Below are 12,703 nucleotides of genomic sequence, written 5' to 3' on the forward strand. Positions count from 1 at the left end.
CACCTGTGGGAGCAGGCAAGCCAGCTCCCACATTGAAGGGCGTTGTCTGCAAGTTCTTGGTTACGGCTGTTGACGCGTCGCCGCCAACACAATCTCGCGAATGCACACATGCTGCGGCTGCTGGTAGGCATAGGCAATCGCCGACGCCACATCATCGGCACTGAGCACCGTGCCGCCCATGTCCTGCTTCCAGGCCTGATATCCGGTCTTGATCGCTTCGTCCGTGGTGTGGCTGAGCAATTCAGTCTCCACTGCACCCGGGGCGATGGTGATCACGCGCACATTGCTTGGCGACAATTCCTCGCGCAGGTTTTCCGAAATCCCGTGCACCGCGAACTTGGTGCCGACATAAGCGACGTGGTTCGGGAACGTCTTGCGCCCGGCCACCGAGCTGACGTTGATGATGGTGCCGCCTTTGCGCGCGACCATGCTGCCGGCTACCGCGTGTATGCCGTTGAGCAGGCCCTTCACGTTGACATCGAGCATCTGCTCCCACTGCGCCGGGTCTTGCTCGCTGACGGCGCCCAGCAACATCACGCCGGCATTGTTGATCAATGCGTCGGCCGGGCCGAATTGGGCCTCGGCTTCTTTCACGGCGGCGACCAGCGCGGCACGGTCAGTGATGTCGACGCCACGGTTCAGGGTGTTCGGCAGGGCCAGTTTTTCAAGGCGATCGATGCGTCGCGCCAGCAACAACAACGGATGGCCTGCGGCCGACAACAGGCGGGCGGTGGCTTCGCCAATACCGGAACTGGCGCCGGTGATGATGATCAGTGGCTTGCTCATAAATGCACTCCTGGGATAAGAAAAATCGATAACGGGATCGTGGTCGCAGTATATTGACCCTCGCCAAGGCTGAAAAATGCCTTATTTCTCTGTCTGCCATCGGATTCAGCTATGGATGTGCGTCACCTCAAGGCCTTTCTCGCGGTGTTCGAAGAACGCAATATCACCGGGGCGGCCCAGCGTTTGTTTATCAGCCAGCCGACCCTGTCGGTGACCATCAAGCAATTGGAAGACGAGCTGGGCGTGGCACTGTTCGTGCGCCAACCGCGCGGTGTGGAGGTGAGCGCCGAAGCGCGGGTGCTGTACCCGCAAGCGCGGCGCATGGTGGCCGAAGCGGAGGCACTGAGCCGGCTGTTTCGCGGGCGCGAAAATCGCATCGCGCTGGAGCTGGGCGTGGAGGGCGATATTGCCGACAGCCAGATTGAAACCTTCCTGCGCATGGCGCACCAGGGGCTGCCGGGTTTGCTGCTGACGTTGCAGGAAGGCTGCGAAGGGCAGGGCCGCCTGGCCGTGGAGGAAATGTGCTGCGAGGACGAATTGTTCCTGCCGCTTTGGGAAGAGTCCTACGTGATGGCGCTACCCCAGGCGCACCCCATGGCGCTGGCAGGCAAGGAGCAGGCATGGGCGCCGATTGAAGACTGGATCACCTGCCCGCAGCACGACTCCCATCAACGCCTGATGGCGCTGTATGGCCGTTCGCCGCAAGCGGTGGCCGGGCATGCCGGGTCGCTGACCCAGGCGCTGCACATGGTGGCTGCCGGAGTGGGGGTGGCGATGCTGCCGCAGTCAATGGCGGCCGAGCGTGCCGGGGTGGTGATTCGCGAATGGCACCTGCCGGCACCGACACGTCGCGTGGGGCTGTGCTTTGCCGCGCAAGCCCTGGAATTGCCCGCGCTGCGCGCCTTGCACGAATACTTCCAGAACAACCGCCCGCCGCAGCTATCCGCCGCCTGACCCCAACTCACTATTCAACACCGTCCAAAGGTGGGAGCTGGCTTGCCTGCGATAGCGTTCCATCAGTTTGCGAAGATGCAAGCTGAACCACCGCCATCGCAGGCAAGCCAGCGCCCACATGTTTAATCAGCAGTGTCTGGGAGTGATGAGTCCAGCATCAACCCCAACATCCAACTCCCCGCAGGCCCCGGCGGGTGCTGGCGCGACCAGAGCACATCCACCGCCACCGAGCGTGGCCAGCTGCGCACTGTCAGTTCAACCAGGCCCGCATTGCCAAACCGCTCCACCAGCCAGCGCGGCAGCGCCGCCCAGCCGAAACCGAGTTGTGCCATCTCCATCAGCATCAGAAAACTCGGTGCCGACCACACGCGGCCAGTGGGGCGTATCTCGTTGGGATTGATGATGCTCGCCAGGCGCAGTTCGCGGTGTTGCTGCAAGGTCTGCGGATCGACTTCGTGCAGGCCCGCCAATGGATGCGTGGGCGCGACGAATAGCGCGAGTTCCGTGCGTTCCGCCACAGGCGCACTGCTCAGGTCGGGTGGGTATACCTCTTGTGCCTCGATAAAGGCGATCTGTGCACGGCCGCTTTGCACCAGGTCGATCAAGTCTTCGCACTCGGCAATCAGCCATTCCAGCTCCAGGTCCGGGTAGCGTTGTTCAAAGTCCTTGAGGGCAATTTCGAAGCGCTCCGACTGGTAGGTGTCAGACATGGCGATACTGACTTTCGGCTCCAACCCCTGCGCCAATTGGCTCGCCGCCAACGCCAGCCGGCTGCTGGCTTCCAGCACCTGCTCGGCGCGTTGCAGCAGCACATGCCCGGCCGGGGTTAGCGTAGGTTTGCGGCTGCTGCGGTCGAACAGCTCCACATCCAGGTCAATCTCCAGGCTCGCCACCGCCGCGCTGACGGTGGACTGGCTCTTGCCCAGTTTGCGCGCCGCCGCAGAAAACGAGCCCTGGGTCGCCGCCTGCACAAACGCCTGCAGCACTTCGTTTGAGGCCATGACTATCGCCTTGATCGATGGTTATTGGTTATGAAGTATCGAGTCTAAGGGTGATCATGGCAACCATCGTTACTCACGGAGCGCAGGTTATGCACCCTACCAAGTCGATTACTGAACGCGTTGGCCAAGCCTTGGGGTTTGAAGGCCTGGCCTTGTTGATCTGCACACCGCTGCTGGTCTGGATTACCGGCCGACCCGCTCTGGAGATGGGCGCGGTGACCCTGGGCCTCAGCCTGCTGGCGCTGACCTGGAACATCATTTTCAACAGTTTGTTTGATCGCCTGAAAGTGCGCCTGCAGTTGTCCGGCGGCGTGTGGACCCGCGTGTTGCATGCGCTGATGTTTGAAGGCGGGCTGATTATTGTTGCCGTGCCGTTGATCGCGGCGTTGATGAACATCAGCCTGATGCAGGCGTTTCTCCTCGACATCGGCGTACTGCTGTTTTTCCTGCCGTATACCTATGTGTACCACTGGGGGTATGACGTGATTCGGGAAAAAATCGTACAGCCCCGTGTGCCTAGCCAAGCTTGAGCGAGGCGACAAAATCCAGAAACGCCCGCACCTTGGCGGCGGGCAAATGCCGCGACGGGTAGTAGGCGTACAACGGAAAGCGCTCGTCGGGCCAGTCCGCAAACAACTCCACCAAACCGCCGGCCTTCAGTGCCGGCGTCAGGCCCAGGTCGAGCATCTGCGCCACGGCGTGCCCGTGTTCACACACGCTGTACAAGGTGCTGGCGTCATTGACCACCAAACGGCCATTGGTGCGCACCGTCAATTGCTCGCCGGGGCGGTGGAATTCCCAGGCAAACGGGCGGCCGGTTTGCGAGTCGCGAAAGTCCAGGCACATGTGCCCGCTCTCCAGGTCCTGCGGAACCGCAGGCCTGCCGTAGTGTTCAAGGTAGGCGGGGGAGGCCACGGTGAGCACGCGCACGTCCATCAATTTGCGCGCGATCAGCGAGGAGGATTGCGGGATGCCGAAGCGAATGGCCAGGTCGAAACCGTCGGCTACCAAGTCGCCGAGTTGGTCGCGGGTGTGCAGGTCCAGTTGCAGTTGCGGGTACTGGCGCATGAAGTCGCCGAGCACCGGCCCCAATACCAGCCTGGAAAAGTAGGGATCGATATTCACCCGCAGGCGCCCGCGCACGGTGAGGGCGCTGTCGGCCGCCGAGTTGGCGGCCTCTTCGAGGCCGGCCAGCAGCGGGGCGATTTCCTGGTAGAAACGCCGCCCCTCGTCGGTCAATTGCACCGAGCGCGTGGTGCGGTCGAACAGGCGGATCCCCAGGCGTTTTTCCAGGCGTGAAATCGCCCGGCTGACCCCCGAGGGTGTCATGTCCAGGCTGTCGGCGGCGCGGGCGAAACTGCCGCAGTCCACCACCGCCTCCAACACGCCCATGCCGCCGGCCAAGCCTGGATCAAAACTCATCGATGATTGCCTGTCAGGGATCTGAAGGCATTGATGCTAGCGCAGAATGTTTAAAGAAACATGCCTCCCGAGGCTTCGATGCGCTGCCCGGTGATCCAGTGGCTGCCGTCGGCCAGCAGCACCGAGAGGGCGCCGCCGATATCGTCCGGCAAGCCGGCACGGCCCAATGCCGTGTTATTGGCCACCATCGCATTCACAGCCGGGTTGTCGCGCACTGCGCCGCCGCTGAAATCGGTGGCAATCGCGCCGGGGGCCAGGGTGTTGACGCTAATCCCGCGTGGGCCCAGCTCCTTGGCCTGGTAGCGCGACAGCACCTCAATGGCACCTTTCATCGATGCATACGCTGAATAGCCTGGCAGGCTGAACCGCGCCAGGCCGCTGGAGATATTGATGATGCGCCCGCCGTCACTGATCAGCGGCAGCAGTTTTTGCGTGAGGAAAAACGGCGCCTTGAAGTGGATGGCCACCAATTGGTCGAACTGTTCTTCACTCGTTTCGGCAAAGCTGGCGTGGACGCCAATGCCCGCGTTGTTGATCAGAAAGTCGAAGCGATCCTGTGCGAAAACATCCTTGAGAACCCCAGCGACTTCGCCGACGAAAGCATTGAAGCGGCCGCTCTGGCTCACATCCAGTTGCAGCATGGCAGCGCGACCGCCCAAGGCTTCAATCTGTGTAACCACGGCTTCTGCGTCCGCCGTTGCGCTGTGGTAGGTGCCAATGATGTCGACGCCTTGCGCCGCCAGGTGCAGTGCTGCGCTTTTACCCAGGCCGCGGCTGGCGCCGGTGATCAGTGCGATTTTGCGGGTCATGGTGAAGTCCTCTGATTGATCGTGGGACTGAGTGTATTTATTCGTCTATAACGTGATAAACATGGCTGTACCGGAATCACTGGCCGGATAAGGCGAACAATCCATGAATAAGCTTGAGCTGTTGCGCACCTTCGTGCGGGTCACCGAACTGTCGAGTTTCACCCGGGCCGGCGAGAGCCTGGGCCTGCCGCGCTCCACGGTTTCCGAGCATGTACAGGCGCTGGAAGAACTGCTCGGTGCGCGCCTGTTGCAGCGCACCACGCGCAGGGTGCAGGCGACTCAGGACGGGCGTGTTTTGTACGAGCGCAGCAAGGATTTGCTCTCGCACATGGACGAACTGGAAGGCCTGTTTCGTCAGGATGAAGCGCAACTCACCGGGCGCATTCGCGTGGATATGCCCAACGTCATGGCGCGCGAATTGATCCTGCCGCGCCTGCCCGAGTTTATGGACGCGCACCCGCTGATCGAGCTGGAGATCAGCAGCACCGACCGCCAGGTGGACCTGCTGGCCGAAGGCTTTGACTGCGTATTGCGCGTGGGCGCGCAACCGGACCAGTCGGTGGTGGCGCGGTGGCTGTGCAGTATGCCGATGATCAATTGCGTGAGCGCCGGTTATGCTCAACGCTACGGCAAGCCCGAGACACTGGCCGACCTGGCGCAGCATTATCTGGTGCATTACGTGCGGCCGCTGGGCTCACGTTCGGCAGGCTTTGAATACGTGCAAGGCAACAAGGTGCACCGCGTGCCGATGGCCGGGCGAATCACGGTCAACAACACCGATGCTTACCGGTCGGCTTGCCTGGGCGGCTTCGGCATCACGCAGGTGCCGGCCCTGGGTATACGCGACCTGCTTGCCAGCGGTGAGCTGGTGGAAGTATTGCCCGGTTACGTTGCACCGGCGTTGGACGTGTCCTTGCTCTTTGCGGGCCAGCGGCATTTACCGCAACGCGTACGGGTGTTTATGGATTGGCTGGCCGCCACAATGGCAGTGCTCGCTCTTTAACGCCGTGCCGACAACTGCTGCGGCGCCAGGAAGGCGTCGTGGAAGTAATCCCTAAACGCCTGCATCGCCGGGGTAAACGCGCGCTCGCGGTGCCAGGCCAGCCCCACGCTCATCGGCGTGACCGGGTCGGTGACGGTCAGGGTCTCGATGCGCTTGCCTTCAAGGGACCAGGGCCGGTGCACCAGGTCCGACAGAATCGCCACGCCACTGCCATTGGCGACCATGCTGCGCACAGCTTCCACCGAGCTGGTGCGCAGGCGCACATTGGGCGTCTGCCCGGCCTGTTCCCAATAACGCATGGCGCTGTGTTCGGCCTCATCGACGGTGAGCAGGATGTAGGGTTCCTGCGCCACGTCCGCCAGGCTCACGGCGCCGCGCTCACACAAGGGGTGATGGCTGGGCAGCCACAGGCGGCGTTCGGAGTTGAACAGGATTTCCGAGACGATATCCGGGTGGGTGAGGTTGGCGGTGAGCACCACGGCCATGTCGAACTGGCCGTCGAGCAAGCCGTGTTCGATGGCTTGGCGCTCCTGCTCGAACACCTCGATGGTCACGTCCGGGTGCCAGTGCTCCATGCGTTGCAGGTGGTGGGGCAGGAAATAACCGAGCACCGTGTAGCTGGCGGCCACCCGCAGCACGCCGCTGGCGCGGTAGTCGGGCAGCGGGCTGTTGAGTGCGTCGTCCACACTGCGCACGATCACATAGGCGCGGTTGAGGAAGTGCCGCCCGGCGTCGGTCAGGTTCATGCCCTGGGCCGACCGCACGAACAGCTGCACGCCGAGCATGGCCTCCAGTTCCTTGATCGCCGTGGTCACCGCCGACTGGGAGATGTTCAAGTGAATCGCCGCCTGGGAAATCTGGCCGATTTCAGCGGTGGCGATGAAGTAGCGCACTTGGCGCAAGGTCAGGGACATGGCTTTATCTGTTTTTCAGAAGATGGGCCATCTGATAATAGATCTTCCCAAGGGGTCAAGCCGCGGCCTACTTTCAGCCATCACTTTTTGGCGGAGCAGCTTCGATGCAGGCAGTGGATTTCAATTCAGACATGGGCGAAGGCTTCGGCCCCTGGACCATCGGCGATGGCGTGGACGCCGAACTGATGGCCTATATCAGCTCGGCCAATATCGCCACCGGCTTCCACGCCGGCGACCCCGGCACCATGCGCCGCACGGTCGAGCGCGCCAAACAACTGGGCGTGGCCATCGGCGCACACCCGGGCTTTCGGGATTTGGTGGGGTTTGGCCGTCGGCACATTAACGCGCCGGCGCAAGAACTGGTGGATGACATCCTTTACCAGCTCGGCGCCCTGCGTGAAATCGCCCGTGCCCAAGGCCTGACGCTGCAACACATCAAACCCCACGGCGCGCTGTACATGCACCTGGCCCGCGACGAAGAAGCGGCGCGGTTGCTGGTGCACAACCTGCAGATCATCGAGCCGACGTTGTTGCTGTACTGCATGCCCAATTCAGTGATCTGGCACGTGGCCAAAGAACTGGGGCAGCCGGTGGTGCGCGAGTTTTACGCCGACCGTGAGTACGATCTCAGCGGCTCCATCGTGTTTACCCGCAATGTGCGGGCGTTGGATCCGGCCACGGTGGCGGCGCGGGTCCTGCGCGCCTGCCAGACCGGGCGCGTGCGAACCGTGGAAGGTGAAGACCTCATGATTGAATTCGACTCCATCTGCCTGCACAGCGACACCCCCGGCGCCCTGGAATTGGTGGAGGCCACCCGCGAAGCGTTAGACAAAGCGGGCATTGACGTCAGAACACCCCAATAAGATCGATTCCTCAATTTTTGCCTGCCTTTCTACAACGATTCCAAGAGGAACAGACATGGCTCAAATGTCCCCCATTCGCTACAGCTTCGGCGGTGATGAACACCTGTTTGCCGAGGTCAGCGACAGCATGTCCCTGGAGGCCTTTTTCAAGGGCATGGCCGTGACCCGCGCCGTGGAGCGCCTGGCCCTGGAAGGTGTGCTGGATGTGTGCCTGGCCAATGCGTCGTTCCAGATTCGCTTCGACCCCGACCGTATCGCGCCCCATGTGCTGCTCGACGCCGTACAAAGCGCCGAAGCCCAGGCCGTGGCCGAACGCACGCTGCACACACGCATCATCGAAATCCCGGTGCTCTACAACGACCCGTGGACCCATGAAACCTTGATGCGTTTTCGTGACCGCCATCAAGACCCGACGGGCACTGACCTGGAATACGCCGCGCGCATCAACGGCTTGGCCGACGTGGACGCGTTTATCGCTGCCCACAGTGGCGCGCCGTGGTTTGTGTCGATGGTCGGCTTTGTCGCAGGCCTGCCGTTCATGTTCCAGATGGTCGAGCGCGAACGGCAATTGCAAGTGCCCAAGTATCTGCGCCCGCGCACCGACACACCCAGACTCACCCTCGGTCATGGCGGCTGTTTCGGCTGCATCTACTCGGTGCGCGGCGCCGGCGGTTACCAGATGTTCGGCGTGACCCCGGCGCCGATCTACGACCCGGCGCAGCAGTTGGCCTACCTCAAGGACCACATGGTGTTTTTCCGCCCCGGCGACATCGTGCAGTTCAAACCCATGGACCGGGATGCCTACGATGTGGCCGTCGCCGAAGTCGACGCTGGCCGGTTCGATTTGCGTATCCGCCCGGTGGAGTTCTCCCTCGACGCCTTTCTCGCCGACCCCATCGGCTACCCGAAAACCCTGCAGGAGGCGCTGGCATGATCAAGGTGCTTAAACCCGGCCTCGCGACTTCGGTACAAGACCTCGGCCGCGAAGGCTATTACCACTTGGGCATTCCTCCATCGGGTGCGCTGGACCAATACGCACTGAGCGCAGCCAACCATTTGGTGGGCAACCCGGTGGGGGCGGCGGGCCTGGAATGCACGCTGATCGGGCCTGAGCTGGAGTTTCAAGCAGATACACTGGTGGCCCTCAGCGGTGCCTTGATGTCGCCGCGTCTGGACGGTGAGGTGGTGCACCAGGACACGGCGTTTCAGGTACGGGCCGGGCAGGTGTTGCGCTTTGAATTTCCCAAGGCTGGCGCGCGGGCTTATCTGGCGGTGGCCGGGGGCATTGATGTGCCGCTGGTGCTCGGCAGCCGCTCGACCTACACGCTGGGTGCGCTCGGCGGCTTTCAGGGGCGGCGTTTGCAGGCAGGCGACGAACTGCCCATCGGCGAAGCCAGTGGGTTTGGGCGGGCGGGCAACAGTTTGCCCATGGCGTTGCGCCGCTCAGTCGGCGGTGATGTGACCCTGCGTGTGGTGCCGGGGCTGTATTACGAACGTTTGACGGACGCCGCCAAAAGCAGCTTTTTCGCCGAGCCCTGGACGGTGGGCTCCGAGGCGGACCGCATCGGCTATCGCTTCAAGGGCGGCAGCGCGTTGAGCTTTGAGCCACGAGAGCAGCCGTTTGGCGCGGGGTCGGACCCTTCCAATATCGTCGACAGTTGCTACCCGATTGGCTCGATTCAGGTGCCGGCAGGGTTGGAGCCGATTGTGCTGCACCGCGATGCGGTCTCGGGCGGGGGCTACGCGATGACTGGCACGGTGATCAGTGCGGACCTGGATTTGATCGGGCAGATGCAGCCGAACCAGCGGGCGGGGTTTGTGGCGGTGACGCTGGAGGAGGCGTTGGAGGCGCGGCGTGTCTACAAAAAACGGCTCAAAGCGATGGCCGCACTCTTCACCCACTGAAGCAATACAAAACCAAATGTGGGAGCTGGCTTGCCTGCGATGGCAGCGGATCAGTCAACATCTGCGTTGAATGTTAATCCGCTATCGCAGGCAAGCCAGCTCCCACAATTTTGAACGGCGTTGGGTCAGAAGAGTTTGGTGAACAGCCAGTACAGGCTGCCCGACAGCAGGATGGCCGCCGGCAATGTCAGCACCCACGCCATCACCAGATTACGGATGGTGCGCATCTGCAAACCGCCACCATTGGCGACCATGGTCCCGGCCACACCCGAGGACAACACATGGGTCGTCGACACCGGCAACCCGTACATGTCCGCCGCGCCGATGGTCAGCATTGCGACCATTTCAGCCGAGGCGCCCTGGGCGTAAGTCAGGTGGGTCTTGCCGATCTTCTCGCCCACCGTCACCACGATGCGTTTCCAGCCGACCATGGTGCCCAGGCCCAGGGCGATGGCCACGGCGATCTTCACCCACAGCGGGATAAAGCGTGTGGAGTTGTCGATCTGGTCCTTGAACAGTTTCAGCTTGCCTTGGGTATCGGCATCGAAGTTGCCGACCTTGCCCTTGTCCATCAGGCGAATGGTTTCGCTGGCCAGGTACATGTCGTTACGCACGTTGCCCACCGCTTCGGCGGGCACTTTGGCCAGGGAACCGTAGCCTTTTACTTCGTCACCGATATGGCCGGCGAGGGCGGCCAGGGCCGGCACCAGTTCCGGGGTGGCTTCCTTGGTGCGCACATACGTCGAGAGGACTGGGCGCGGGTCGCCCGGCAACACTTGCGGCGCGCTTTTCACCAGGGCGACCTGGGTCACTTCGGCAACGGCGGCGAATTGCAGCGATTGTTCGGCGGGCATGGTGCGGTTCAGCGCGTAGGCCATCGGCAGTGTGCCGACCAGGATCAGCATGATCAGGCCCATGCCTTTCTGGCCGTCATTGGAGCCGTGGGCGAACGACACGCCGGTGCAAGTCGCGATCAGCATGCCGCGAATCCACCATGGCGGCGGGGTGTCGCCTTTGGGGGCTTTGTACAGCGAGCGGTTCTTCACAAAGGCGCGCAGGGCCAGCAACAGCAGCGCGGCAAAGACAAAACCGATCAGCGGCGACAGCAGCAGCGCGTAACCGATCTTGATCGCCTGGCCCCAGTCCACACCGCTGGTGCCGTCACGCCCGTGCATCAAGGCATTGGCCACGCCGACGCCGATGATCGAGCCGATCAGGGTGTGCGAAGACGAAGCCGGCAAGCCCAGCCACCAGGTGCCGAGGTTCCACAGGATGGCGGCGATCAGCAGGGCGAAGATCATCGCGAAACCGGCCGAAGAGCCCACCTGCAAAATCAACTCGACTGGCAGCAAGGCGATGATGCCGAACGCCACTGCGCCGCTGGACAGCAGCACGCCGAGGAAGTTGAAGAAACCCGACCACACCACCGCAAAGTGCGGCGGCAAGGAGTTGGTGTAGATTACCGTGGCGACGGCGTTGGCGGTGTCGTGAAAGCCGTTGACGAATTCGAAGCCCAGGGCGATCAACAGCGCTACGCCGAGCAGCAGGAACGGCGTCCAGGTGGTAACTACCGTGCCCAGCTCGTGCATGTCATGCATCAGGCTGTAGGCGGTGAACAGCAGGCCCATGGCGAGTACGGCGAAGAAAATGATCACCGTCAGCAGGCCGGGTTTCTTGTCCAGCCGGGGTTTGGGGTCTGTGTGTGAGGCGGTGGTGGAGGCAGTCAGGGAAGGGGTGGCCATGCCGGAGCATCCAGTGTGGGGAGGATACCGTTCATGATCATTGCAGAATGTTACAGAGATGCTGCGGAATGTCAGTGTTTGGGGAATTGGGCTGACCGCTGATCTACAAAATGCCTCAAAACCAAATGTGGGAGCGGGCTTGCTCGCGAATGCGGTGTATCAGTTAAAGATAAGTTGACTGGCACACCGCATTCGCGAGCAAGCCCGCTCCCACATTTACACTGCATTCCAGCTTAGTAATCCTTGCGCTTTCTGAAGGCCCAGCGCCCGGCAATCAAAGTAAACGTCGCCACCAGCGCCACCAGAATCCAGAAGCCTTCCGGGTCGGTGGACAGCGGCACGCCGCCCACGTTCATGCCGAAAAAACCGGCGATGATGTTGATCGGCAACGCCAGCACCGTCACCACGGTCAGGGTGAACAGCGTGCGGTTGCTTTGCTCGTTGAGGTTGGCGGCGATTTCTTCCTGCAACAGCTTGATGCGTTCGCCCAGGGCCATCAGGTCGTTGATGATCAGCGCAAACTCCTCGGTGGACTTGCGCAATTCCTTCACGTCTTCCTTTTGCAGCCATTGCGGCGGGCGGTTGAGCAGGCGCAGCAGCGAGCCGGGCTCCAGCGCCAGCAGGCGTTGCAGGCGCACCAGTACGCGGCGCGCGGCACCCAGTTCGGCGCGGTTGGTGGACAGGCGCGAGGACAGCAACTGGTCTTCGATGTGGTCAACGCTGATGCTGGTCTTGCGCACGATCTGGGTTAGCACTTCACCCTGGTCGCGCAGCAAATGCACCAGCAATTCCAGCGGTGAACGAAAGCGTTCACCGGCCTTCACCGACGAGCGCAACTTGTCTACCGAGTGCAAGGGTTGCAGGCGTGCACTTACCAGCAAGCGGCTGCGGGCGCACACCCACAGCGTGGAAATATCCGAGGAGACCATGCTGCTGAAGTTGAAGACCACGTCGTTGACTACCGCCAGCAAGGCCGAGTCGACGTGTTCGATACGCGTGGAGCGTGAGCCTTCGTGCAGGGCTTCGAAAAACTCATCCGGCAATGACAAGTGCGCCTGCATCCAGCGCTCACACGCGGCGTGGGCCAGGTTCAGGTGCAGCCACAGGAACTCTTCCGGGTCTTGCGGCGCCTGCAAGGCGGCCAGCGCGGTGGCTGAGTCAATCTGCTCACCTTTTTCGCCGGGGCGAAAACGGAAACCGTAAAGCAAGCCAAACAGATCGGGATCCTGGTGGCTGTGGTCAATGCTGTGGTTCATGGAGGCTCGCAGAGAAAGCGCCTGTAGGACGTTTCACAGGTTCGCGTG

The 12,703-nt window shown here is 62.1% G+C and carries 13 protein-coding genes; 6 read left to right on the forward strand and 7 right to left on the reverse strand.

Annotation, left to right across the window (positions count from 1 at the left end; all coding sequences use genetic code 11):
* Positions 1-60: 60 nt before the first annotated feature.
* Positions 61-786: an SDR family oxidoreductase gene (locus AB4P94_RS13210; RefSeq protein ID WP_395610882.1), complete on the reverse strand. Its 726-nt coding sequence runs from the start codon at positions 784-786 to the stop codon at positions 61-63.
* 111 nt (positions 787-897) lie between these two features.
* On the opposite strand from AB4P94_RS13210, the gene AB4P94_RS13215 reads away from it, so the two are divergent.
* Positions 898-1,740, forward strand: a complete 843-nt coding sequence (locus tag AB4P94_RS13215; RefSeq protein WP_395610883.1) for a LysR family transcriptional regulator — start codon at positions 898-900, stop codon at positions 1,738-1,740.
* A 122-nt stretch (positions 1,741-1,862) separates the two neighbouring features.
* On the opposite strand, the gene AB4P94_RS13220 is transcribed toward AB4P94_RS13215, so the two are convergent.
* Positions 1,863-2,741: a LysR family transcriptional regulator gene (locus AB4P94_RS13220; RefSeq protein WP_395610884.1), complete on the reverse strand. Its 879-nt coding sequence runs from the start codon at positions 2,739-2,741 to the stop codon at positions 1,863-1,865.
* Positions 2,742-2,830: 89 nt separating this feature from the next.
* On the opposite strand from AB4P94_RS13220, the gene AB4P94_RS13225 reads away from it, so the two are divergent.
* On the forward strand, positions 2,831-3,271 hold the full coding sequence (locus AB4P94_RS13225) for a multidrug/biocide efflux PACE transporter (RefSeq protein WP_395610885.1): 441 nt from the start codon (positions 2,831-2,833) through the stop codon (positions 3,269-3,271).
* Here the strand turns inward: AB4P94_RS13225 and AB4P94_RS13230 are convergent.
* Together AB4P94_RS13230 and AB4P94_RS13235 are read right to left on the reverse strand one after the other, a co-directional pair.
* The gene (locus AB4P94_RS13230) at positions 3,258-4,163 is read right to left on the reverse strand and encodes a LysR family transcriptional regulator (RefSeq protein ID WP_395610886.1); all 906 of its coding nucleotides are present in this window, start codon (positions 4,161-4,163) and stop codon (positions 3,258-3,260) included. The two genes, AB4P94_RS13225 and AB4P94_RS13230, sit on opposite strands and share 14 nt — an antisense overlap.
* Before the next feature lie 50 nt (positions 4,164-4,213).
* Positions 4,214-4,972, reverse strand: a complete 759-nt coding sequence (locus tag AB4P94_RS13235) for an SDR family NAD(P)-dependent oxidoreductase (protein ID WP_395610887.1) — start codon at positions 4,970-4,972, stop codon at positions 4,214-4,216.
* Positions 4,973-5,075: 103 nt separating this feature from the next.
* On the opposite strand from AB4P94_RS13235, the gene AB4P94_RS13240 reads away from it, so the two are divergent.
* Positions 5,076-5,975 (forward strand): LysR family transcriptional regulator, encoded by a 900-nt coding sequence (locus AB4P94_RS13240; RefSeq protein WP_395610888.1) that lies wholly within the window; start codon positions 5,076-5,078, stop codon positions 5,973-5,975.
* On the opposite strand, the gene AB4P94_RS13245 is transcribed toward AB4P94_RS13240, so the two are convergent.
* Positions 5,972-6,889 carry a LysR family transcriptional regulator gene (locus tag AB4P94_RS13245; protein ID WP_395610889.1) on the reverse strand — a complete coding sequence of 306 codons (918 nt, stop codon included), beginning with the start codon at positions 6,887-6,889 and terminating at the stop codon, positions 5,972-5,974. The two genes, AB4P94_RS13240 and AB4P94_RS13245, sit on opposite strands and share 4 nt — an antisense overlap.
* 104 nt (positions 6,890-6,993) lie before the next feature.
* On the opposite strand from AB4P94_RS13245, the gene AB4P94_RS13250 reads away from it, so the two are divergent.
* The 3 genes from AB4P94_RS13250 to AB4P94_RS13260 are packed head-to-tail and all read left to right on the forward strand — an operon-like array spanning position 6,994 to position 9,657.
* Entirely contained in the window at positions 6,994-7,752 is a 759-nt protein-coding gene (locus AB4P94_RS13250) for a 5-oxoprolinase subunit PxpA (RefSeq protein WP_395610890.1), read from the forward strand.
* A 55-nt stretch (positions 7,753-7,807) separates the two neighbouring features.
* On the forward strand, positions 7,808-8,686 hold the full coding sequence (locus AB4P94_RS13255; protein WP_395610891.1) for an allophanate hydrolase subunit 1: 879 nt from the start codon (positions 7,808-7,810) through the stop codon (positions 8,684-8,686).
* The gene (locus tag AB4P94_RS13260) at positions 8,683-9,657 is read left to right on the forward strand and encodes a biotin-dependent carboxyltransferase family protein (protein WP_395610892.1); all 975 of its coding nucleotides are present in this window, start codon (positions 8,683-8,685) and stop codon (positions 9,655-9,657) included. The genes AB4P94_RS13255 and AB4P94_RS13260 overlap by 4 nt, the downstream gene beginning before the upstream one ends.
* A 125-nt stretch (positions 9,658-9,782) precedes the next feature.
* On the opposite strand, the gene AB4P94_RS13265 is transcribed toward AB4P94_RS13260, so the two are convergent.
* Together AB4P94_RS13265 and AB4P94_RS13270 are read right to left on the reverse strand one after the other, a co-directional pair.
* Positions 9,783-11,399, reverse strand: a complete 1,617-nt coding sequence (locus AB4P94_RS13265; RefSeq protein WP_395610893.1) for an inorganic phosphate transporter — start codon at positions 11,397-11,399, stop codon at positions 9,783-9,785.
* Positions 11,400-11,632: 233 nt separating this feature from the next.
* A complete protein-coding gene (locus AB4P94_RS13270; protein ID WP_395610894.1) occupies positions 11,633-12,655 on the reverse strand; it encodes a transporter in 1,023 nt (340 codons plus the stop codon).
* Positions 12,656-12,703 lie beyond the last annotated feature (48 nt).

It is taken from the genome of Pseudomonas sp. B22129 (assembly GCF_044218875.1).
Lineage (GTDB): Bacteria > Pseudomonadota > Gammaproteobacteria > Pseudomonadales > Pseudomonadaceae > Aquipseudomonas.